Source organism: Streptomyces sp. NPDC040405 (assembly GCF_055595765.1).
The window spans coordinates 1-22312 of sequence record NZ_JBVIVI010000006.1; the positions used below are offsets into that span (position 1 = coordinate 1).

Annotated in this window: 19 protein-coding genes and 2 pseudogenes; 10 read left to right on the plus strand and 11 right to left on the minus strand. The window is 72.4% G+C overall.

Going from position 1 to position 22312, the window contains the following annotated elements; genetic code table 11:
* From ACZ59A_RS24375 to ACZ59A_RS24385, 3 genes and pseudogenes are all read right to left on the minus strand, one after another.
* Window positions 1–647: pseudogene (locus tag ACZ59A_RS24375) on the minus strand (MoxR family ATPase); the annotation flags it as partial.
* Window positions 644–2137 (minus strand): VMAP-C domain-containing protein, encoded by a 1494-nt coding sequence (locus ACZ59A_RS24380; protein WP_470961878.1) that lies wholly within the window; start codon window positions 2135–2137, stop codon window positions 644–646. The pseudogene ACZ59A_RS24375 and the gene ACZ59A_RS24380, both read right to left, overlap by 4 nt.
* A gap of 154 nt (window positions 2138–2291) precedes the next feature.
* Window positions 2292–3401, minus strand: a complete 1110-nt coding sequence (locus ACZ59A_RS24385; protein ID WP_470961881.1) for a phosphorylase family protein — start codon at window positions 3399–3401, stop codon at window positions 2292–2294.
* A 126-nt stretch (window positions 3402–3527) separates the two neighbouring features.
* Between ACZ59A_RS24385 and ACZ59A_RS24390 the strand changes: the two genes are divergently transcribed.
* A complete protein-coding gene (locus tag ACZ59A_RS24390; protein ID WP_470961884.1) occupies window positions 3528–3872 on the plus strand; it encodes a hypothetical protein in 345 nt (114 codons plus the stop codon).
* A gap of 32 nt (window positions 3873–3904) precedes the next feature.
* Here the strand turns inward: ACZ59A_RS24390 and ACZ59A_RS24395 are convergent, their stop codons facing one another.
* Window positions 3905–4849 (minus strand): alpha/beta fold hydrolase, encoded by a 945-nt coding sequence (locus tag ACZ59A_RS24395; protein ID WP_470961887.1) that lies wholly within the window; start codon window positions 4847–4849, stop codon window positions 3905–3907.
* Window positions 4850–4945: 96 nt separating this feature from the next.
* On the opposite strand from ACZ59A_RS24395, the gene ACZ59A_RS24400 reads away from it, so the two are divergent.
* A complete protein-coding gene (locus ACZ59A_RS24400) occupies window positions 4946–5539 on the plus strand; it encodes a TetR/AcrR family transcriptional regulator (protein ID WP_470961890.1) in 594 nt (197 codons plus the stop codon).
* On the opposite strand, the gene ACZ59A_RS24405 is transcribed toward ACZ59A_RS24400, so the two are convergent.
* Window positions 5536–7398 carry a helix-turn-helix domain-containing protein gene (locus ACZ59A_RS24405; protein WP_470961893.1) on the minus strand — a complete coding sequence of 621 codons (1863 nt, stop codon included), beginning with the start codon at window positions 7396–7398 and terminating at the stop codon, window positions 5536–5538. The two genes, ACZ59A_RS24400 and ACZ59A_RS24405, sit on opposite strands and share 4 nt — an antisense overlap.
* Before the next feature lie 126 nt (window positions 7399–7524).
* Here ACZ59A_RS24405 and ACZ59A_RS24410 point away from each other — a divergent pair, with 126 nt between their 5' ends.
* From ACZ59A_RS24410 to ACZ59A_RS24420, 3 genes are all read left to right on the plus strand, one after another.
* On the plus strand, window positions 7525–9306 hold the full coding sequence (locus ACZ59A_RS24410) for an FAD-dependent oxidoreductase (protein WP_470961896.1): 1782 nt from the start codon (window positions 7525–7527) through the stop codon (window positions 9304–9306).
* Window positions 9307–9364: 58 nt separating this feature from the next.
* Window positions 9365–10237, plus strand: a complete 873-nt coding sequence (locus ACZ59A_RS24415; RefSeq protein WP_470961899.1) for a dioxygenase family protein — start codon at window positions 9365–9367, stop codon at window positions 10235–10237.
* A gap of 108 nt (window positions 10238–10345) precedes the next feature.
* Window positions 10346–11269 carry a YceI family protein gene (locus ACZ59A_RS24420; RefSeq protein ID WP_470961902.1) on the plus strand — a complete coding sequence of 308 codons (924 nt, stop codon included), beginning with the start codon at window positions 10346–10348 and terminating at the stop codon, window positions 11267–11269.
* A gap of 53 nt (window positions 11270–11322) precedes the next feature.
* Here ACZ59A_RS24420 and ACZ59A_RS24425 read toward each other — a convergent pair.
* Window positions 11323–11382: pseudogene (locus ACZ59A_RS24425) on the minus strand (DUF3761 domain-containing protein); the annotation flags it as partial.
* A gap of 31 nt (window positions 11383–11413) precedes the next feature.
* On the opposite strand from ACZ59A_RS24425, the gene ACZ59A_RS24430 reads away from it, so the two are divergent.
* The 3 genes from ACZ59A_RS24430 (at window position 11414) to ACZ59A_RS24440 (ending at window position 13455) form a co-directional block, all read left to right on the plus strand.
* Entirely contained in the window at window positions 11414–11701 is a 288-nt protein-coding gene (locus ACZ59A_RS24430) for a hypothetical protein (RefSeq protein WP_470963173.1), read from the plus strand.
* Between the two features lie 316 nt (window positions 11702–12017).
* Window positions 12018–12506 carry a glutathione peroxidase gene (locus ACZ59A_RS24435; RefSeq protein ID WP_470961905.1) on the plus strand — a complete coding sequence of 163 codons (489 nt, stop codon included), beginning with the start codon at window positions 12018–12020 and terminating at the stop codon, window positions 12504–12506.
* Window positions 12507–12597: 91 nt separating this feature from the next.
* A complete protein-coding gene (locus tag ACZ59A_RS24440; protein ID WP_470961908.1) occupies window positions 12598–13455 on the plus strand; it encodes an SCO6745 family protein in 858 nt (285 codons plus the stop codon).
* Between the two features lie 75 nt (window positions 13456–13530).
* On the opposite strand, the gene ACZ59A_RS24445 is transcribed toward ACZ59A_RS24440, so the two are convergent.
* Together ACZ59A_RS24445 and ACZ59A_RS24450 are read right to left on the minus strand one after the other, a co-directional pair.
* Window positions 13531–15321 carry a glycoside hydrolase family 9 protein gene (locus ACZ59A_RS24445; protein ID WP_470961911.1) on the minus strand — a complete coding sequence of 597 codons (1791 nt, stop codon included), beginning with the start codon at window positions 15319–15321 and terminating at the stop codon, window positions 13531–13533.
* 53 nt (window positions 15322–15374) lie between these two features.
* Window positions 15375–16418: a glycoside hydrolase family 5 protein gene (locus ACZ59A_RS24450; RefSeq protein WP_470961914.1), complete on the minus strand. Its 1044-nt coding sequence runs from the start codon at window positions 16416–16418 to the stop codon at window positions 15375–15377.
* Between the two features lie 239 nt (window positions 16419–16657).
* On the opposite strand from ACZ59A_RS24450, the gene sigJ reads away from it, so the two are divergent.
* A complete protein-coding gene (gene sigJ, locus ACZ59A_RS24455) occupies window positions 16658–17548 on the plus strand; it encodes an RNA polymerase sigma factor SigJ (protein ID WP_470961917.1) in 891 nt (296 codons plus the stop codon).
* 121 nt (window positions 17549–17669) lie between these two features.
* Here sigJ and ACZ59A_RS24460 read toward each other — a convergent pair whose 3' ends face one another.
* The 3 genes from ACZ59A_RS24460 to ACZ59A_RS24470 all read right to left on the minus strand — a co-directional run bounded on the left by ACZ59A_RS24460 (window position 17670) and on the right by ACZ59A_RS24470 (window position 20829).
* Window positions 17670–18587 carry an HpcH/HpaI aldolase/citrate lyase family protein gene (locus tag ACZ59A_RS24460; protein WP_470961920.1) on the minus strand — a complete coding sequence of 306 codons (918 nt, stop codon included), beginning with the start codon at window positions 18585–18587 and terminating at the stop codon, window positions 17670–17672.
* Window positions 18577–19788, minus strand: coding sequence for a CaiB/BaiF CoA transferase family protein (locus ACZ59A_RS24465; RefSeq protein ID WP_470961923.1), 1212 nt, complete (start codon window positions 19786–19788; stop codon window positions 18577–18579). The genes ACZ59A_RS24460 and ACZ59A_RS24465 overlap by 11 nt, the downstream gene beginning before the upstream one ends.
* Window positions 19789–19890: 102 nt before the next feature.
* Window positions 19891–20829, minus strand: a complete 939-nt coding sequence (locus ACZ59A_RS24470; protein ID WP_470961926.1) for a LysR family transcriptional regulator — start codon at window positions 20827–20829, stop codon at window positions 19891–19893.
* A 145-nt stretch (window positions 20830–20974) separates the two neighbouring features.
* On the opposite strand from ACZ59A_RS24470, the gene ACZ59A_RS24475 reads away from it, so the two are divergent.
* Window positions 20975–22285 carry a CitMHS family transporter gene (locus tag ACZ59A_RS24475; RefSeq protein ID WP_470961929.1) on the plus strand — a complete coding sequence of 437 codons (1311 nt, stop codon included), beginning with the start codon at window positions 20975–20977 and terminating at the stop codon, window positions 22283–22285.
* Window positions 22286–22312: the final 27 nt, after the last annotated feature.

Consider the following 22312-nt stretch of genomic DNA (forward strand, 5'->3'; position numbering starts at 1 on the left):
ATCGCCGTGCCCAGCGGGCCGAGTTGGAGGAAGTCGCCGATGTCCTCCGGTCCGGGTTCGTGTCCGTCCTCCTCAGCCGCCTGTCCGGCCGCCGCGGCGTGCACACGGCCGACGGCATCGTAGCCGTAGAGACCGGACCTCAGGGTGGAACGCGTGGTGATCGGCCAGCGCAGCACCCGGCCCAGGCCCAGCTCCCGGCTGATGCGGTACGCCAGCGTCGACTTGCCCGTCCCCGGGCGGCCCGTCACCAGCAGCGGGCGCCGCAGGAGGAGCGCGGCGTTCACCACGTCCGCCTCCTCGGCCTCCGACCGCAGGCCGAGCGGGGTCGCGCCGAGCCGGCGCGCGGCGTCCTGGGCGTCCTCCGGCGGCGCCGGGGGCTCGGTCGGCGGCTCGTCCGGGTCGGATAACGCGCCGTCGGCGCCGTCAGGGCCGTAGCCGTCCACCGGCGAGGCGGAGACCCCGCCGAAGGTGCGCCAGGGCGGCGGGGGCGGAAGGATGTCCTCCAGGCTGACGTCGTGCAGCGGGCGCCCGGTGCCCTGGTAGATCCACCAGGGGCGCGGTATGCCGGACGGCAGGGGACCGGAGGCGGAGCCTTCGCCGCCCGGGATGTGTCCGTTGTGCCGCCGTGCAGGCTCTGCGTCGCTCATCGACTGCCCAACCCCTCGTCCGGCCCCGTCATGCGTCCCTGCGTCTCCACGGGACGGGTCGGGTCGTCCCAGACGAGCACCACATGCTGCCCCGGGTGATGCTCCCGCTCCGCGGAGTCGATCGTATGGGCGTCCAGACGTAACTTTGTCACGGCTTCGCGGAGCCGTGCCAGGTCTCCGCTGGCCTCGTCCGGTTTCTGTCTCAAGTACTGGACGAACGCCGGATCCCGGGTGGCCCGGCGATCCCATGCCACCAGCGGAATTCCCGCCCGCCAGGCCGCCAGCGCCTCGTACGAACCCTCACCGGCGCCGCCGGGCGGCGAGTGCAGGATCAGCGAGACGACGTGCGGATCCGCCTGGAGCCGGGCCAGCAGCGCGGCCGGATCCCCGGAGCGCGGACTGTCCGGATCCTGGCCCTCGACGACGAGCTGCCGGGCGAGTTCGGGCCGTCCGGTGAAGAGCTGCCACCGCTGGTTCCACGGGCGGTGCCAGCGTCTGGTCCGGCTCCGCTCCAGGCTGCGCACCACCACCGGATAGTCCATGCACAGCGGCGTGGCCATCGTGCTGTCCAGCTCCTTGCGCCACAGATGCACCGGCAGATTCAGGTCGTCGGGGCCGAGCAGGAACTCCAGATGGATGCACCGGGCGTCCTTCCACTCCTCCTCCGCCGCGTACACCAGCTCCTGCACGGCCCGTTCGGCGGTGGCGGAGGTGACCTGGACGACCGGGCCGCGGGCCGGATGCCAGCCGCTCGGGTCGTAACTGTGCCAGGACGACAGCTCGTAACGGCCCGGTTCCTCCTGCGGCAGCAGCCGGATCACCAGATACGCCTCGTCCGGCTCGGCCGGGGCGGCATGCCCCACCTGCTGGCGCAGCGATCTCAGCTGCGAGGTCAGGTCCAGCTCCCGCGCCTGCTCGTCGGCCCACGCCCGCAGCGCGTCGGCCCGCCGCAGCGGCGGGGCCGACGCCGCCAGATACTCCACCAGGGCGAGCCCCGGCGGCAGCCCGTCCGGGCGCGCGTTCATCCGGCTCAGAGCCTCGAAGGCGTGCCAGGGGCCGGTGACCGCGGGCACGTCCTGGAGCGGACCCGCCGCGGCCCGGCACAACTGGCCCAAGTGCCCGAACTCCAGCTCCTCCAGCAGCGACCGCAGCCCACCGGCGGCCGGTACCGGAAGCACCGGCCGGGCCGTCATCTCCTCCACGACCGAATCGAGGCGGTCCATCGCGTCCGTGCCCGGCGCCAGCACCGCGAGTGACGCGCGTAGCGCGCGCATCATCCGCACGTTCTCCAGACACTCCCGGGCCAGCTCCACCAGGAAGTAGTCGGTGACGCGGTGGCCGCGCACCGGGACGGACGCCAACTCCATTTCCATCGCGACCAGATCCAGACACAGTGCGCGCGAATCCGGATCCGTCAGACAGCGGAACTCCTTCAAAGCCGACACCAAATGGTGGACCGATCTGAGGCCGCCTTCCCGCATGGCCGCCATGCCGTGCCTCCCCCGTACCCGTATCACCGGTCCCCGCCGCCGATGATCCCGCCGGAGACCCTGCCACAGGCAAAGCGCCGCCCGCGCGGGCTCCGGACAACTTGTATGCCCCGCACGCCCCCGGCGACACCCTTCCCGCCCCAGGGCGGCCCGGTCAGCCCAGGCCCAGTTCCGCCACGCGACGGGCGAGTTCGGCCGCCGCCGGGGCGTCGGGGGCCAGCACGTCCAGTACGGACACCAGCTCGCCCAGGGCCCGGTGCGCCTCGCAGGTGCGCAGCAGCGCCAGGGCCTCCGCGCGGCTCGCCGACTGCCTGCCGACCGCGGTGCCGACGGTGGGCAGCTCGTCGAGCAGCTGCTGCCAGCGGGCGGGGGAGGACAGGCCGGGGACCTCCAGCAACAGGTCAGCGAGGCCGCCGAGTTCGTGAAGGGTGAGCTTGCGGCGGCGCCGGGCGGACGCGCCGGGCGAGCCTGGCGCCGCCTCCGCGCCGGGGAGCCGCCCGATCAGTTCGAAGGCGAAGGCGGCAGCGTGCCGGGAGGCGACCGGCTGCCAGCGCTCGTCGTGCGCCTCGCCCTTGTCGCCCAGCAGATCGGAGATGCCCCGGATCACCAGCGCGTCGAGGTGCTGGTTGACGTACGCGCCCGCGAGGAAGCCGAAACCCTCCATGTCCACCGCGACCGCGTCCCCGGCGACGGCCGCGAGCCGGAGCCCGACGTCGGAGCGTTCGTGCCCCACGACCCGGCCGCCCGCCGCGATCGGTTTGACATGGACGCGGGGTCCCGGCGAGCCCCCGCCGGGCAGGATCCGCCGCTGCCAGTCGTCGGCCGCGGCGAGGTTACGGGCCAGCTGCACCAGTCCGTAGGCGGGCTGATGGGTCTTCTGCCGGGGACGGAACCCGGACTCGGTGTCCTTGCCGGTCTCGTAGTCGTACACCGCGTCGGCGGCCACCACATCGCCGAGCGCGACGTCCTTGACGCCGCCCGCCACCCCGACGAACAGCACGGCCCGCGGCGCGAAGAGCGCCGCCGCCCGCTCGACCAGCGCCGCCGCGCCCGGGTTTCCCGGTCCCGTCATATGGATCGCCACCCGCTGTCCGCCGGACCCGGGCCCGGCGCGGAAGACGCCCGTCTCGAACAGGGATCCGCGCTCCGCCCGGACGGGGCGCGGATCGTCCAGATGCGCCCGTACGGCCCGGTACTCGATCTCCAGCGCGGTCAGGACGACGACGTCCGCCCGCCCCGTGCCCCCGGTGTCGCCAGCCCCCATGGTTCCCCCTTGAACGACATGAACACGACCGTGGCGAAACCTTACGTCGAACACAAGACCTCTCTGTCCGCCGTCTCTTCCGCGCTGGACAATCGGGAAATTGGCTTCCGCGTCAAGGAGGACGGGATGAACACACGCTTCGCGCGCTTCGCGCTGGTTGCCGGGACAGTCGCCGTGACCACGCTGGGCCCCTCCGTACCGGCCCAGGCGCTGCCCGCGTGCGCGAGCAACGCGATCTGCCTGTGGCGGTTCCAGGACGGGACGGGCGAGCTGTACACGTGGCGGGGCGGCTATGTGGACCTGCCCAGTCGGTTCACCAACCACGTCGGTTCCTTCCGGGCCAACAGGACCGGCGCCTTCATCGACTGGGCCACGGGCAAGGAATGCCACTCGGTCCGCAGGGGCGACTACGCCAGCAACTACAGCGGACGGTTCGGCTCGAAGATCGACGCGGTGGGCGACAACTGCTGACCCGCACGCCGGCCATGAGGGGGAGGCTTGCGCTACCCGACACGCTCGTGAGCGATGAACGCGGTCAACGCGTCCACCACCGCGGCGGGTTGCTCGTCGGGAATGAAGTGTCCGGAACGCGGGATGACGACACCGGTCGCCCTGTCCGCCCAGGGGCTGAGGGAAGCGGCCATGTCGGGGATCGAGCCGTGGGAGCTGGAGATTCCCAGGACCGGGACGGTCACGTGCTGTCGTCCCAGAGCGTCATGGTTCCTGCGCGCTGATTCCGCGGCGTCGCGGTAGTAGGAGAGAGACGCCCGGAGACCGCCCTCCGCGGCGACGGCGGCGGCGTAATGGTCGATCTCGGCACTGTCGAACGTGTCCGGGGACAGTGTTTTGGCCTTCAGGAACCAGTCGATGTAGTCACGCTCGCGACCGGCGAGCAGTGTCTCGGGAAGATCTGGCACCAGGTGGAACGCGAAGTGCCAGGTCTTCCAGGCCCGGTCGGGATCCGTGGGGATGGCGTCCGGGAGGCTGATGCCGGGAATGCCCGCGTCGAGCAGAGCGACACCGTGCAGGCGCTCTTCGTACTTCAGGGCCAGCGAGAAGGCGACCCAGGCCCCGATGTCGTGGGCGACGAGCCAGTACTTCGACACGTTGAGCGCGGTCACCGCGGCCTGGACGCGCGAAGCGACGGTGTGAGTGTCGTAGCTGCCTGGGGGGCGGTCGGAGTGGCCTTGCCCTGGCAGGTCGATCGCGATCACGTGGAATCGCTCGGCAAGGCCCGGCGCCGCTCTGCGCCAAGCCCACCAGGTCTGCGGGAATCCGGCGAGCAGGACGACGGTAGGGCCGGTCGGCCGGCCGCCTTCCACGGCATGCAGCCGGATGCCGTCCGCGTCGACCCAGCGGTGAGTGAAGCCCGCGAGGTCGTGCAGCGGCAACGCGGAGATTGGGTTCCGGCCCGAAGAGCGGTTCGCGGCGGTTGCGGCGTCTGTCATGCGTCGAGCCTAACGCATCTTGAACTATTCAGTTCAAGATATGATGGGCAGGGCCACAACGGCTTGGCTCAAGCTCAAGGACGAGGTGCGTGCGCGATGGCCGGGAAGAAGCAGTTCGATGTGGACACTGCGCTCGATGCGGCGATGGTCCAGTTCTGGCGAGCCGGATACGCCGACACCTCCCTCGACGACCTCTCCAGGGCGACCGGACTGAACCGCAGTTCCATCTACTCCTCACTCGGCGACAAGGACTCGCTGTATTCGCGTTGCCTGGACCGCTACACCACGCGGTACGGAGACAGGTACGACCAGGCCCTTTCCGGTGCGTCCGACGAGCCGCTGCGGGCAGTACGGGCGTTCTTCGACGTCACGCTGAAGCGCATCGCCGACCCCGGCCTGCCGGACGGATGCCTGATCGCCCAAACCGCGATGGCGATACCCGTACTGAGCCCCGACATCGCCACGCGCGCGGTCGAAGCTCTGGGCTTTCAGCGTGCGCGGCTGCGGGCCGCCTTGACCGCCGCGAAGTTGTCCGACAGCGACGCCGACGACTTCGCCGTTCACATCGCGGCGGTCAACCAGTCACTGGCCGTGATGAGCAGGGCCGGGGCGAGTCGGAAGCAGCTCCACACGGTCACCGACATCACCATGAGCGCGCTCTCGCAGGCATTGCGCGCTCCCCGGGGCTAGGGCTGGTCCGCGCCCAGCGCGCGCAGTTTGCGGTACAGGGTGGCCCGGGCGATCCCCAGGGACTCGGCCGCGCGGGCCTTGTTGCCGCCGTGGCGGCGCAGCGCCTCCAGGATCGCGGTGCGCTCGGCCCGTTCCATCCCGCTGAGCCGCCGCGCGGCCGGTGGCACCCGCAGGTCCGGCGGCAGTTCCCCGCGCCGCACCGGCCCGGTGGCCCGGCGGTGCTCGGCCACCTCCCGTACCACCTGGGACAGTTCGGCCACATTGCCCGGCCAGCTGTGCTGTTCCAGGGCCCGGCGCGCGTCCAGGCTCCACGACAGCGGCGGGCGGCCGGGGGAGGGGCGCCCGGCGAGCCCCGGCAGCAGTACGGGGATGTCCTCGACGCGCTCGCGCAGCGGCGGCACGGCCACGGAACGGGCCGTGAGCAGGTCCAGCAGCCGCCGCAGGCACGGGCCGACCCGGGTACCCGGGGTGTGGGTCGCCGTCAGCGGCACCTCGGGTCGCCGCGCCAGCAGCGAGAGCAGCGCGGCGACCTCGGGCTGGTCCAGCCGCTCGGCGTGGAGCAGGAGCAGCGGCGGCACGCCGTCCCCCTCCGCGCTCTCCGCCCTCTCGGCGCTCTCCGCCCTCTCCGCGCCCTCCGTCAGGGCGTGACACCAGCGCGGTACGACACCGGGCGCGCCCTCGGCGGCGTCGACCACCAGCGGCGCGGTGGCGCCGCGCCAGGCGAACAGGGCGCGGGCGAGCGAGGACTTGCCGACGCCCGCCTCCCCGGTCAGCAGCAGCGGCTCCGCGGTCCGGGCCAGCTCGGTCGCCCGTGCGACGGCCACCCGCCATGGCCCCGACGTACCGGCCAGCCCCGGCAGCCGCTCCCGGCCGCCGCTCTGCCCCGCCGTACGCGCGGTACGCGCCGTATGGGCCGTACGCGCCGGACCGGCAGCGGGGGCCGGGCGGGCCACCGCCACGGCCACCGCGCCGATGACCTCGCCCTCGTGCCCGTCCCCGCCTACGACCGGTGTCATACGGACGACGAGCCCGTCCCCGTCCGGCACCGGGAACTCCTGCGGCTGCCGCCCGTCCGCCGCTCCCGCGTCCCGCAGCAGCGCCGTGGCCCGGCGCTCCAGCCGGGTCAGCGTCTCGTCCGACAGCAGCCGCGCCGCCCCGGAGCTGACGATGCGGCTCCTGCCGTCGAGCGCCACCACCGCGCGCCCCTCCGGCGCCTGGCGCAGATACGCGTCCAGCAGCAGCCGCTCCGGCGGCCGCGACCGGCTCAGCAGCTCCGATTCGACCGCGAGCGCGACGGCCTCGGCGAGCGCCGCGCCCGGATGGGGCGCGCGGTCCTCGCGTACCGGGGCCAGCGCCGTGACGGTCCCGGCCGGGCGGCCCGCCCCCGGCTCGTACACCGGGACGCTGACCGCCGACAGCTCCTGCCATACGTCCAGTACGTGTTCCGGGCCGTGCACCTCCGCCCGGCGCCCCCGGCGCAGCGCGAGCACCGCGCTGTTGTGCCCCACCGCCCGTTCGGACAGATCGCGGCCCGTCCGGGGTGCCGGGCCGCCGCCACCCGACCACAGCACCCGGCAGCGGGAGTCGGCGAGCATCAGCGCCGTGTCGCCGCCGGACAGCGTGGGCAGGACGCGGTCGAGCGCCGGGAGCGCGGCGGCCAGCAGCGGGGAGTGCGCGGGTACGGGCGCGGGCGGCGGCGTCAGATCCCGCCGTACGCCGAGGAAACGGGCCCGCCGCCACGCCTCGGCCAGCTCGTCGGGGATGTCCTCGCCCGGCGGCAGCCCGTCGAGGAACCGCTCACGGGCCCGCCGTACCGGGGCGAGGGCCTGGGCGGCCGGGGTGTCGTCGATGCTCGTCACAAAAACCTCACCGTATACGGCCCGGGTGTCTCGTATTGAGACACCTCCGCCGCCCCCTCCTGGATCAAGATCATCAACACTTGGCCGGTCGTGGGGACCGGCCGCGCGGAGAGGAGCCCTACGCACGTGGACACCGTCGAGACCGACGTCCTGGTGGTCGGCAGCGGCCCCGCCGGAGCCACGACGGCGCTCGCCCTGAGCACCTACGGCGTGCCCAACATCATGGTCACCCGGTACGGACGCCTCGCGGACACGCCCCGCGCGCACATCACCAACCAGCGCACCATGGAGGTGCTGCGCGACCTCGGCGTCGAGGAACCGGTGCGGGCCCTGGCCACTCCGCAGCACCTCATGGGCAACACCGTCTTCTGCACCAGCCTCGCGGGCGAGGAACTGGGGCGGCTGCGCTCCTGGGGCAACGATCCGCGTGTACAGGCCGAACACGAACTGGCCGGTCCCAGCCCCATGTGCGACATGCCGCAGCACCTCATGGAGCCCGTCCTGGTGGACGCCGCCGTCGCCCGGGGCACCGCGCTGCGCTTCGACACCGAATACCTCGCACACGAGCAGGACGCCGAGGGCGTGACCGCGACCGTACGGGACCGGCTGCGCGGCGACGCCTACCGCATCCGGGCCCGCTACCTGGTCGGCGCGGACGGCGGGCGCAGCCGCGTCGCCGAGAACGCCGGTCTGCCCACCGTCGGGCGGATGGGCGTCGCGGGCAGCCTCAACATCGTCTTCGAGGCCGACCTGACCGCCCTCACCGCCCACCGCCCCTCCACCCTCTACTGGGTGCTCGCCCCCGGCGCCACCGTCGGCGGCATCGGCGCCGGGCTGGTGCGCTGCGTACGGCCCTGGACCGAGTGGATGGTGGTGTGGGGGTACGACCTGGAGGCCGGTCCGCCGGACCTCACCGAGGAGTTCGCGCTGTCCGTGGTGCGGCGGCTGCTCGGCGACGACGAGATCCCGGTCCTTATCACCTCGACCTCGGCGTGGACCGTCAACCACCTGTACGCCGAGACCTACACCGACCGGCGGGTGCTGTGCGCGGGCGACGCCGTCCACCGCCACCCGCCGTCCAACGGCCTCGGCTCCAACACCTCCGTCCAGGACGCGTACAACCTCGCCTGGAAACTCCGCCACGTCCTCGACGGCACCGCCGCGCCCGCCCTCCTGGACAGCTACTCCGCCGAGCGGGCCCCGGTCGGACGGCAGACCGTCGAACGCGCCAACAAGAGCATCGGCGAGACCGCGCCGGTCTTCGAGGCGCTGAACGTGCTGTCCACCGCCGACCCCGAGCAGATGTGGCGCAACGTCGCCGCCCGCAAGGACGCCACCGCCGAGGCCGAGAAGCAGCGGCAGCGGCTGCGCGAGGCCATCGCCGCCAAGGTGTACGAGTTCAACGCGCACGGCGTGGAGATGAACCAGCGGTACGCCTCGGCCGCCGTCGTCCCCGACGGCACCCCCGACCCCGGCTTCGCCCGCGACCCGGAGCTGTACCACCAGCCCTCCACCAGGCCCGGCGCCAAGCTGCCGCACGCCTGGGTCACCCGTGGCCGCGACCGCCTCTCGACCCTCGACCTCGGCGGCCGGGGCCGGTTCACCCTCTTCACCGGCATCGGCGGGGACTGCTGGCGGCAGGCGGCCGAGGCGGCGCGCCGCGAGCTGGGCATCGAGCTCGCCACCGTCGTCATCGGGCCCGGCCAGAGTTACGAGGATCCGTACGGCGACTGGGCGGGACTGCGCGAAACCGGGGACGGTGGCGCGCTGCTGGCCCGCCCCGACAACTACATCGGCTTCCGCCACGCCACGGCCTCACCGGACGCCGCGGTCTTGCTGACCGGCGCGCTGAGGCAGATCCTCGGACATGTGCCCCCGGCGCCCGAGGAGGCCGAGGCGGCCGACTGACGGCACGCGGCACACTCGCTGTACGAAGCGAAGGGGAATCGACGGGAAGGGGAGAGGCATGGCCACCGACTTCACCGAGGACACCGCCACCGAAGCCGTCACCGACAGCTTCGCCGCCACCCCCGACCCGCGACTGCACACACTCCTCACCTCCCTGACCCGCCATCTGCACAACTTCGTGCGCGAGACCGAGCCCACTCCGGAGGAATGGGAGGCGGCGATCGACTTTCTCACCGAGACCGGACACCACTGCACCGACACCCGGCAGGAGTTCATCCTGCTCTCCGATGTGCTCGGGATCTCCATGCTGGTCGAGACGATCAACGGGCGCGGGGCGGAGGGAGCCACCGAACCGACCGTTCTCGGCCCCTTTCACCTGACCGGATCGCCGCACCGCGAACTCGGTGACACCATCGACCTCGTGGGCACCGGCGAGCCCTGCGTCGTCAGCGGCCGGGTGACCGACACCGACGGCACCCCGCTGCCCGGCGCCGTCCTCGACATCTGGCAGGCCAACGACCAGGGGTTCTACGATGTGCAGCAGCCCGGCGTACAGCCGTCGGGCAACGGGCGCGGGCTGTTCACCGCGGACACCGAGGGCCGCTTCTGGTTCCGCACCTGCGTACCGAGCCCGTACCCCATCCCCACCGACGGGCCCGTCGGCGCCCTGCTGCGCGCCACCGGGCGGCATCCGTACCGGCCCGCGCACATCCATGTCATCGCCGAGGCCCCCGGCCATGCCACCCTGACCACCCATGTCTTCGTGGCGGGCAGCCCCTATGTGGAGTCCGACGCGGTGTTCGCCGTCAAAGAGAGCCTGGTGCAGGACTTCACCCTGGTCGACGACCCCAGTCTCGCCACCCGCTACGGTGTCAGCACCCCCTTCCGTCGCGCCGACTTCGACCTCGTGCTGTCGCGCGCCGTCTCATGAGAGTGGCGTGAACGAGGCCGTTGGCCGATACAACCACCCCTGATGAGTGCCGTCCCCCAGCGCCCTCCATCATGGGGACACCCCGTTACCGAGAGAAACCTTAGAGAGATGACTGCAACACCCCTCGCACTGCTCCGGCGCATGCGAACAAAGCGCCCGAACCGCGGATCGGGTCTCCGCCTCCCCATGCCCATCGGCGCCGGTGCCTTCAGCTGCGAGGTCCTGGACCCCGTCGGCCAGCCGCTGGGCGGCGTCGAGGTCACCATCACCGCGACCCGCGGCGCGGGCAAGCAGGCGGTCAAGGCCACCACGGACCCCCACGGGCTGTTCGTCGCCACGCTGGAGCCGGGTGAGTACTCCGTACTCATCACCGGCAGCGGCCTGACCCCTCATCGCCTCACCACCGAGGTCAGGCCGGGCGAATGCGCCGATCCCGAGCGCATCCAGATGCAGCCCTCGCAGGCGCTCGAACTCCCCCCGCCCGGCACCTGGCTGTTCGACCCCCCGCATACCGCCATCCGCTTCATCGCCCGCCACGTCGGCATGGCCAACGTCCACGGCCGCTTCACCCGCTTCCGTGGCGGCATCCATGTGGCCGAGCGCATGGAGGACTCCCGCGTCGAGGTCCTCATCGACGCCTCCTCCATCTCCACCGGCAACAACACCCGGGACAACCACCTGCGCTCGGCCGACTTCCTCGACGTCGAGAACTTCCCCGACATCCACTTCGCCAGCCAGCGCTTCACCTGGCGCAGCGGCCCGAAGTGGAGCCTCCAGGGCCCCCTGACGATGCACGGGGTCAGCCGCTCGGTCACCCTCGACACCACCTACCTCGGCGCGGTCAACGGCGGCTACGAGCAGGAACTGCGCTGCGCGGCCCATGCCACCGCCGAACTCCATCGCGAGGACTACACGCTGAACTGGCGAAACATGCTCGCCCGCGGCATCGCGGTCGTCGGCCCCACGGTCCGGCTGGAACTCGACATCCAGGCGATGTACCGCAACCACGAGACCCCGACCCCGCCGGAGTAGCACCCTCTCGAACCCCCACGGGGCGCGCCGCACCGGCGCGCCCCGTCGCGGTGTCACCGGTAGAAGACGGCGACCCCGCCGTGATGCGAGCAGGCGCCCTGATGGTGCGCGGCGTACGAAAGCGTCCCGTCCTCGCACTTCGCCGTGGCGCCACTACCGGCGCCGCCCGTACCCCCGGAGTCCGAGTCCCCGGACCCGCTCCCGGATCCACTTCCCGACCCGGACCCCGACCCCGACCCCGACGACGACGCGTCGGCCGAGGTGTCGGCGCTCCGCGTCACCTTCGGCTTCGGCGTGGCGCTGGGCTTGGGCTTGGGCTTCGCCGTGACGGTCCTGGTGACCGTGACGGTCGGCGTCGGCTCGGCCTTGTGCTTGATCTGGGCGGGCTTCGCCGTGACCGTGACCGTCACTGTGGGCGTGGGTCTGGCCTGACCTGCCGCTTTGGCGTCCTCGCCGTCCGCCCCGCCCATCCCGATGCCGACGAACAGCAGCGCGGCCGCGGCGGGTATGGCAACGCGCTTGCGGGCCCATCTCGGCCGACTGGGTGCCGGTCCCGGAGGCGGCGGTGTTGGGTGATTATTCCAGGACATAGTCCCCCCTTGAGTGAAACTCGAGGAGCTGACCATAACCGCGGTAATTGAAAAGTGAAGAGTTTGTGTGTGATCCGTGGTCAAGTTGTGATCCGGGTCCATGGCTCCGCGATCACATAGATTGGGCGCATCGGCCAACGACGAAGGTGGTATCAGCGATGAGTCTGTACGACATTCCCCTGCACACCCTGTCCGGTGAGCCGACCACGCTCGGCGCGCATCAGGGGGCCGCGGTGCTGGTGGTCAACGTGGCGTCCAAGTGTGGGCTGACGCCGCAGTACGAGGGGCTGGAGCGGTTGCAGCAGCGGTATGGCGGGCGCGGGTTCACCGTGCTGGGGGTGCCGTGCAACCAGTTCGCGGGTCAGGAGCCGGGGACGGCGGAGGAGATCGAGACGTTCTGCTCGACCACGTACGGTGTCTCCTTCCCGCTGCTGGAGAAGATCGACGTCAACGGCGAGCAGCGGCATCCGCTGTACGTCGAGCTGACCCGGACCCCGGACGCTGCGGGGGAGGCCGGGGATGTGCAGTGGAACTTCGAGAAGTTCCTGGTCTCGCCGCAGGGCGAGGTGGTCGGACGGTTCCGGCCGCGTACCGAGCCGGAGGCGGCGGAGGTCGTCGGCGCGATCGAGGCCCAGCTTCCGAGCTGAGGCCGGTTGAGGGGAACAAGCGCTCCACGAGGCGACGTTGACAGATCGTCATTCGAAAACGATCTCTCAACTCACCAGGAGAACATCCGCGATGCCACTCCCCGACAACAGCGCCCGCATCGGCATGGACGCCGTTCGCGAGATCAGCCAGGCCATCAGCGCGGCTCACATGTTCATCTACTTCGTCCCCGAGGCCGCGGAGGAGGCGGCCAAGCTCGGCGTGACCGACCGTGGTCCGGCGTACTTCGCGTTCCGGTCGGCCGCGATGGGCGCGGTTCCGCGGGAGGTCGCACTCGCGACCTTCTACAACTTCAGCCCGCGGTCCGTGGAGGCCATGACGGGCCTGTGGGAGGCCGCCTCCCCCGAGCAGTGGCAGGCCGCCCGCTTCGCGAGCGCCGAACGTGCCTTACAGCGCGTCGGCGTGAAGCTCACCGACGAGCAGATCGCGGAGGCGCGGTCGCTGATCGATCCGGTCGTCGCCGGTGCCGACCACGCGGGCAAGGCGCTGGCGGCCGGGAACGCCTCGGTCGCGCTTCCGGCCGATCCGCTCGTCGCGCTGTGGCAGCAGGTCACGGTGGTGCGCGAGTGGCGCGGCGACGCGCATCTCGTCGTGCTCGCCGCCAACCACCTCGGGCCGTGCGACTGTAACGTCATACAGTCCGCGACGGGTCGCATCCCGACGGCGCTCGCGCGTTCGACCCGCCAGTGGAACGACGAGGAGTGGGCCGCGGCGACGGCACGTCTCGTCGCGCGCGGCTGGCTCAACGCCGATGGCACCGTGACCGATGCGGGCACCGAGGCGCGTGAGCGGATCGAGGTCGAGACCGACGAGCACTGCGCCGCGCTGTGGGCGCCGATCGGTGACGAGGGTGCCCGCCGCCTCGTCTCGCTCCTCGCGCCGATCAACGAGGCGTTCACCGCGGCCGGGACGTACGACCAGCTGCGCTGATCGCGACGGCGAGCCGCCCCGGGCGGCCGTACCCTCGGGTACGGCAGCCCAGGGCGTGCGGGGAAGCCGGATGCCTCAGCGCTCGGCGGCGAACGCCACCAGCCACGCCAGCGGGGCGTTCCAGTTGATGGCCACCTCGTTGGTGGAGTACGAGCCGATGTCGTCGATGTAGCACCGCGCGGGCGCACACCCCCGCAGCTTCTCCTCCGCCACCGGATCCTGCAGGGCCGCGTTCGGGCCGCCCGCGAAGGAGCCCGCGGGCGGGTTCGGCAGGGTGGCGTCGTACTGGTGCGCCCAGAAGCGGTGGTGTTCGTTGAGCGAGGCGTGTTCGCCGTAGCCGGTGACGTAGGACTGGCCGAGGGCGTTGCGGCCGAGGAGGTAGTCCAGCGCCTCCAGCGCTCCGGCGCGGTAGCGGGGCTGCTTGGTGAGCTCGTAGGCGAGGGCGATGACGCTCGCGTTGTTGGCCACCTGGCCGTTGGAGCCCCAGACGTAGGCGTCGGTGGGCAGGGGGACGGCGTATCCCTGGCGGCTCATGGTGGCCAGGTAGCCGTCGGCGGCGGACACCACCGAGGCGCGGACGCGGGCGAGGTCGGCGGCGGGCAGGCCGTTCGGGACGGTGGCCAGGGTGATGCGGCCGAGGGCGGCGGTGTCGGGCCAGGCGAAACCGCCCGGCGTGAACACGTCGTCCGAGGTGTGGAAGGGCGAGGAGGTCACCGCGTCCCGGTAGCCGCTCTCCTTGGTGGTGGCGTACAGCTCGGCGGCCGCCCAGTAGAACTCGTCGCCGACCCGGGTGTCCCCGTACGCGCCGCCGCCCGTGCCGTCGGAGTCCGGTGCGAGCAGGTCGGGGTGGGCCTTCGCGGCGGTCCAGGCGCGGCGGGCGGAGGCGAGGCAGCGGGCGGCGAAGGCCGCGTCGTAGGGGGCGTAGACCCGTGCGCACTGTGCCGCCGCGGCCGCCAGGTTGAGGGTGGCGGCGGTGGACGGCGGGTGGAGTTCGCGGGGCTGGGAGTCCTGTTCGGGGCGGGTGGGCAGACCGGTCCACGCCGCGTCATGGATCTTGTGGAAGGCCATGCCCGCGAGTGGCTTCCCGTCCGGGATCTGCATCCGCATCAGGAACTCCAGCTCCCAGCGCGCCTCGTCGAGGACATCGGGCACCTTGTTGCCCCGCTCGGGCACGCGCAGGGTGGAGTCGCCGAGCGCGTCGGCGTGCCCGGACCGTTTGGCGCGCTCGAAGGAGTTCACCAGCTGCCAGGTCGCGATGCCCCCGTTGACCACGTATTTGCCCTGGTCACCGGCGTCGTACCAGCCGCCGCGGACATCCCGCGCGTAGTCGCACACCCCGGGCTGGCACGGCACGCTGGTGTCGCCCGTGTTGGGCGCGACACCGAGGTGGCCCGCCGGGCGCGCGTACGCCGCACCGGCGAGCCGCGCCTCGATGGGGGTGCCGGAGCGCTGCTGGTAGAAGAACGACATCGCGTCCGCGCGCAGCCCGTCGTACAGGCCCGCGCGGATGTCGAACGGATGGCTGGTCCGACCGTCCACGGCGAGGGTGTAGCCGGTGCCCGTTCCCCGGTACGAGGAGAAGTCCACCAGCTGGGTGGAGTCGCCGGAGGCGGCGTCGGCGCCACCCGCGGTGGTGGTGCCGGAGGCGGCGGTCCTGCCGGAGGCGTCGCGCAGTCGCCAGGGCAGGGCGGTGGTGCTCGCGCTGACGACGGTGGCGCGTTTGGGGCCGTCCGGGAGATAGCCGAGCTGGTTGACGTGGACGGCCGAGGGTGCGGCCACCGCCGCCTCGGTGGTGGGCGCGGTGACGAGCAGCAGCGCTCCGGCCAGCAGGGCGGCGGCGGTGCGGGGCAGGGAGGACTTGGGCATGGTGGTGAGAGCCCTTCTCGTGTGGGGAGTTCCGGGCTGGGGCACGGCACCCGCTAGGAGCGGTAGACCGTGGCTTCCCTGGACGTCGAGCCGATGCCGTTCGCACCCTTGAAGATCCGCTGCCCCCAGCCGGTGAGCGCCGCGGCGTTGAATCCGGTGGCCATGTCGAGGTATTCGACACCGCCGCTGTTGCCGCTCCAGGACCAGCCGAGATAGCCGACGCCGAGCGCCTGGGCGTTGGCCATGATGGCGTCCTCGTCGGGGTTGCCGTCGGAGTGGTTGTGGCCGAACTCGCCTACGACCAGCGGGAGTTTGGCGTTGACGAACCGGGTGAGGTAGTCCTTGACCTCGGCGGCGGTGTCGAAGACTCCGTACATGTGCACGGAGAACACGGTGTTGCGGTCCGGGTCGGCGGCCAGGACCGAGGCGGCGTTGTCGCGCATGGTGAAGCCCCAGTCCTGGCCCCAGTTGGGGGCGTCGGCCATCAGGGCGTGGTGGATTCCGGCGGTGCGCAGCTTCTGGATGGCGGCCTTGGTGTCGGCGGTCCACGCGGTGGCGTTGTTGTTGCCGTACGGCTCGTTGCCGAGGTTGACGACGACGTAGCTCTCCTGGCCGGTCAGGGCGCCGCGCACACTGATCCAGTAGTCGGCGGCGCGGGAGAGGGTGACGGCGCCGCCCTGCTCGCCGTAGCCGGTGGTGTCATGGGCTTCGAGCACGCAGATGAGCCGGTTGCGCTTGCACTGGGCGACGACGTTCGCCACGTCGGCGGTGTCGTTCTTGGCCCAGCGGTCCCCGGTGGACAGCACCACCCGCACGGTGTTGGCGCCCAGCGCCTTGATGTCGGAGAGCGCCTGAGTGGTCCGGGTGGCATACCAGGTGTGGGCGTGGTTGACGCCGCGCATCACGAAGGGGCTGCCGTTGCCCTCGACCAGCTTGCCGCCCGCGACGTGTAATCCGCTCGCGGCAGGTAATCCCGCCGCGGTGGCGGCGCGGGCGGGTGGCGCGAGGGAGGGCAGGGACAGCAGCAGGGCGGCGAGGGTGGCGAACACGGCGGCCACGATGCGGGGAGCGGCGCCGGTGGGGGCGGTCGTACGCATGGGCGACTCCTGGTGGGGAGCGGTCGGCCCGGGAAGGATTGCCCGGGGCATGACAACGATGTCTGGCTTGTGAACGACTTGGGAGCGCTCCCAAGTTATGTAGTGAGGCCGCCGCGTCGCGTCAAGTGCTGGGGGCCGAACGGACGCACCGGTCCGCGCGGGCGTGCTGCCCGACCTGTCACATCGGCCGTGGCCCGTACGTCAGTGTTCTGATGACACCTGACGAGGAGAGAGGGCCGATGGGCGGAAACGCGTTCCTGGCGGAGACCTTCGAGGCACACCGCGGCCACCTGCGGGCCGTGGCCTACCGCATGCTCGGCTCGCTCAGCGAGGCCGATGACGCCGTTCAGGAATCCTGGCTGCGGCTCAGCCGCTCCGACACCAGCGAGGTGACGAACCTGGGCGGCTGGCTGACCACGGTCGTCGGCCGCGTATGCCTCGACATGCTGCGCTCGCGCACCGCACGGCGGGAAGAACCCCTCGGGGCGCATGTGCCGGACCTGGTCCTCAGCGGTACGGGCGGGGTCGACCCGGAGGACCAGGCGCTGCTGGCCGACTCGGTCGGCCTCGCCCTGCTGGTCGTCCTCGACGCCCTGGGCCCCGCCGAGCGGCTGGCCTTCGTCCTGCACGATCTGTTCGGCGTGCCGTTCGACGAGATCGCGCCCATCGTCGGCCGCACCCCGGCCGCGGCCCGTCAGCTCGCCAGCCGCGCCCGCCGCCGGGTCCGGGGCGCGGCGCCCGTCCCCGATCCGGACCTGGCCCGGCAGCGCGCGGTGGTCGACGCCTTCCTCGCCGCCGCGCGCGAGGGCGACTTCGACCGGCTCGTCGCCGTGCTCGACCCGGATGTCGTGCTGCGCGCCGACTTCGGCGCCGCAGCCCCGGTCGCGTTCCGCGAGGTGCGCGGCGCGGCGGAGGTGGCCGACCAGGCGCTCACCTTCGCCCGCAGCGGCGGCGAGGACGCCGTGCCCCGGCCCGCGCTGGTCAACGGCGCCGTCGGAGTGGTCGGGACCCGCGCGGGCCGGGTGGCCTCGGTGCTGGGCTTCACGGTCACGGAAGGGAAGATCGTCGCGATCGACATCCTCGCCGACCCGGACCGGCTGGCCCGGCTCGACCTGACGGTGCTGGACTGAGGGCCCGGTGCGCAGCGGGGCAGGCCACGCTGGTGCCCCTGGGGACGGTCGACCGCACCCAGGGGGCACCTCCCGGCACTGGCCGGGGACGGCTGCGGCCCCTGGGGGCGAACCCTTGGATCTAGGCGCGCCGGGCGAGCGTGTGGCGGGCCGTGGCCGCCATCGCCTCGTCCACCATCCGCCCCTCGAACCGCACGGCCCCGGCCCCCCGCGCCTGGGCCTCCTCCACCGCCGCGATCAGCCGCGCGCACCGGGCCAGCTCGTCGGGCCCGGGGGTGAACGCCTCGTTGACGACTGGCACATGGGAGGGGTGGATCACCGCCATCCCCTCATATCCCAGGGCGCGGTTCTGCCCGGCGAACCGGCGCAGCCCGTCGAGGTCCGCGATGTCGGTCCACAGCCCCGCCACCGGGTGGGGGCAGTCCGCGGCGCGGGCGTCGAGCAGCACCCGGGCGCGCAGTTCGCGCGTCTCGTCCCCGCCGGGGCTCCAGCGGTAGCCGACGGCGCGCTCGACGTCCCCGCCGGGGCCGGTGAGCGCGCCCAGGTGGGCGACGCGGTCGGCGGCGCGGCCGATGGCGTACGCCTCGCGCAGTCCGCGCGCCGTCTCCAGCAGGGGGACGAGCGCGAAGTGGCCCTCGGGCAGCCCGTGGTGGCGCTCGCACCACGCCAGCATCCGGTCGGCGGCCGTCACGTCGTCGGCGTGGGCGACCTTGGGCAGCACAATGCCGTACAGGCCGGGGCGGGCCACGGCGCGCAGTTCGTCGGCGGCTTGCCAGCCCGCCGTACGGTCGAGCGAGTTGACGCGTACGAACAGCCGCATGCGGCCGGTGGGGGCCTGCGCCGCCGCCTGGTCGATGGCGTGGGTCACGGCGTCGAGCGCCGCCGCCTTGCCGTCCTCGGGGACCGCGTCCTCCAGATCGAGGATCGCGGCGTCGGCGCCCGCCGCCTCGGCCTTGGGCAGCCAGTGGGTTCTGCTGCCCGGGACGAACAGCAGGGAGCGCAGGGGGACCCGGGCCGGTGCGCACGGTTCAGATGACACCCTCGTCCTCCAGCTTCGTCAGCCGTGCCGCGTCGATGCCGAGCCATTGCCCGTAGACCAGCTCGTTGTCCTGGCCGAGCGCCGGGCCGGTGCGCCACACCGCGCCGGGAGCCTGGCGGAAGTGCGGGATGACCGCCTGCATCCGGACCGGGCCGAGGTCGGGGTCGTCGACGGTGATGATGTCCTCGCGCTCGGCGTAGACGGGATCGGCCGCGATGTCGGCGGCGGTGAAGACGCGGGAGGCCACCACCTCGGCGCGCTCGAACTCCTCCAGGCACTCGGCCGAGGGGCGCCCGGCGATCCACTCGCGCAGTGCCGTATCGAGCCGGTCGCGGCCCGCGTGCTGCTGCTCGACGGTGGCGAATTCGGCGTCGGGCAGGCCGAGCAGCCGGACCACGTTGCGCACCGAGCGGGTGGTGGCGGAGGTGACGGTGAGCCATTCGCCGTCGGCGCTGCGGTAGGTGTTGATGACGGCCGCGGGCGCGACCGCGAGCTGGTTGCCCGCCCGCTCGGGGGCGGTGCCGAGCTGGTCATACGCGATCATCTGCCACTCGACCAGGCGGTAGAGGGGTTCGAAGAGGGCCAGGTCGATCCACTCGCCGTCGAAGTCCGGGTCGGTGTTGCGGCGGTGCAGCGCGGCGAGCACCGCGAACGCCCCCATCAGGCCGGTGACGGCGTCGCCGTGCGAGAAGCCGGTGTGCACGGGCGGGCCTTCGGGGAAGCCGGTGAGGTGGACGACCCCGCTGCGGGCCTCGCCCATCTTGCCGAAGCCGGGGGCGTCCGCGCGGGAGGAGGTGGCGCCGAAGCCGGAGATCTGGAGCAGGATGGCGCGCGGGTTGAGCGCGTGGACGGCCTCCCAGTCCAGCCCCCAGGCGCGCAGCCGCCCGGCGCGCAGCGTCACGATCACGACATCGGCCCAGGCGACCAGTTCCCGCGCCACTTCCCGGCCCGTCTCATGGTGCAGATCGAGCGTCACCGAGCGCTTGTTGCGGCCCGCGACCTTGAACCAGAGCGGGACACCGTCCCGGCGCGGGCCCATGGCCCGGGCGGCGTCCCCGTCGCCGGGCGGCTCGACGTGTACGACGTCGGCGCCCTGGTCGGCGAGCATGCCCCCGGCGAGGGGGCCCGCCACGACGTGGGCGAACTCCACCACCTTGAGCCCCGCGAGCTGTCCCTGCCGTGTGCTGGTGTGGTCGTCCATGCGGTTCAGGCTGCGGGGTGGGGGATATGCGGGTCCAGCATTGAAAGAACATCAATTCATGCGGATGTCGCAATAACGAACAAGGCCGGACGCACCAGGTGTTCAGTCCGCCTCCTCCCACACCACGCCCTCCGGGAGCGGGTGGCCCGCCGTACGGAACGCCTCCAGCTCCTCCAGGAAGCGCCCCGCGCCCGGCGGGAGCGCCCGGTGTGCCGGGAGCACCACGTACAGGCGGCGCTCCAGCACCGGCGCGACCAGCGGGCGGCGGACCACCGGGCCCGGCGGGATCAGGGGATGGACCAGGGCGGGGAGGGCGGAGACGCCGAGTCCCGCCGCCACCAGGCCGCCCACCGTGGCCACGCTGGACGCCTCGGCCGCCGGGGCGGCGTCCAGGCCCGCCTGGGCGAAGGCGGCGTCCGTCATGCGGCGGACGCTGGAGTCCGTACCGACCGCGAGGAACGGTTCGCGGCCGAGCCGCGCCCAGGTGACCTCGTCCCGTTCGGCGAGCGGATGGTGTTCGGGGAGCACCGCGTGGAAGCGGTCGCGCACCAGGGGCCGCAGACGTATGCCGCCGGTGGCCCGGTGGCGGGGGACCGTGGACACGGCGAAGTCGGCGTCGCCGTCCACGACCCGCTGGAGCACCGAGCGCTCCAGGCCGTCCAGAAGCCGTACGGTCATCTCGGGGCGCCGGGCCCGGAAGGCGGAGATGACCGGGGGCAGGAGAACGGCCGCCACCGAGGGGAGGGTGGCCAGGGACACGGCGCCGCGCTCGCCGTCCACATAGCGGCCCAGCTGGGCCAGGCCCGCCCGGTGCGCGGCGAGGATCTGGTCGGCGATGCGCAGCGCCTCCGCCCCGGCCGGGGTGAGTTCGACGTTGCGGGTGTCGCGTTCCAGCAGCCGCATCCCGAGCGTGCGTTCCAGATCGGCGACCGCACGGCTCAGGGAGGACTGGGACACATGCAGTTCGGCGGCGGCCGCGGTGAAGCTCACCGCGCGGGCGACCGCGGAGTACGCCGTGAGCTGGCGCAGGGTGACGTCCATGGTCGGCGAGCGTATGCGCGAGCGCCGCCCGGGGGAACTGTTGCGCAGAACGCATGGATAGATCTGTGTTCGATGCTGGACGCGGATCTTTCGCCGCTCCGACACTCATCGGCAACACCTGACCGGAACGAGGAAGCGAGCGGCCATGCTGGCAGCCCTGGGATTCTGCACGATCGGCGGCTTCCTGCTGCTCACCATGTTCAAACGGGTCTCGGTACTTGTCGCCCTCGTGCTGACCCCCGTGGTCACCGCGGTCATCGGCGGCTACGGGGACGACCTCGGCCCGATGGCGCTCGACGGGCTGTCCCAGGTCGCCCCCACCGGCATCATGATCGCCTTCGCGGTGCTCTACTTCAGCCTGATGATCGACGCGGGTCTCTTCGAGCCGCTGATCCGCGCCATCCTGCGGATCGCGAAGAACGACCCGGTGCGGATCGCGGTCGGCACCGCGGTGCTGACGATGTGCGTCGGGCTCGACGGGGACGGCGCCTCGACCTTCCTCATCTCCATCTCCGCCATGCTGCCCGTCTACCGGCGGCTCGGCATGAGCCGCCTGGTGCTCGCCGGGGTCGTCGCGCTCGGTGCGGGCGTCATGAACATGATCCCGTGGGGCGGGCCGACCGCACGGGCCGCCGCCGCCCTCAAGCTGGAGACCTCCGACATCATCACGCCGCTGCTGCCCGCCTTCGCCGCGGGCATCTGCTGGGTGCTGCTCGCCTCGTACGCCATCGGCCGCCGCGAACGCGCCCGCCTGGGCGCCCTGGACGCGCCCGAACCGGAGGCGGTCCCGGCCACCGGCGACGGCCCCGGCACGCCGCGGGTGGCGCCGCGGGCGGGCACCGCGCTCACCGTCTTCAACTTGGCTCTCACCGTGGCCCTGCTGACCGGCCTGGTGCTGGAGGTCATGCCGCTGCCGGTGCTGTTCGTGCTCGCGTTCGCCATCGCGCTGCTGGTCAACCACCCGCGCTGGGAGGACCAGCAGGCCCTGCTGGAGAAGCACGGCAACAGCGTCGTCCTCGTCACCACCATGATCTTCGCCGCCGGTGTGTTCACCGGCATCCTCACCGGCACCGGCATGATCGGGAAGATGGCCCACGCGATCGTCGAGGTCATCCCGGACAGCCTCGGCGGGCATCTGCCCGCGCTGGTGGCCGTCACCGGCATGCCGCTCAGCCTCGTCTTCACCCCCGACGCCTACTACTTCGGCATCCTGCCCGTGCTCTCCGGAACCGCCGACTCCTTCGGCACCGACCCCGCCGAGGTCGCCCGCGCCGCCGTCCTCGGCCAGATGACCACCGGCTTCCCGCTCTCCCCGCTCACCGCCGCGACGTTCATCCTGCTCGGCATGAGCGGTGTGCAGCTCGGCGAGCACCAACGGTTCATCTTCCGCTGGGCGTTCGGCACGACGCTGGTGATGACCGCGGTCGCCATGGCGACGGGCGCGGTGCCGCTGTGACCCCGCGCGCCGTCCGTAGTGCCGTGC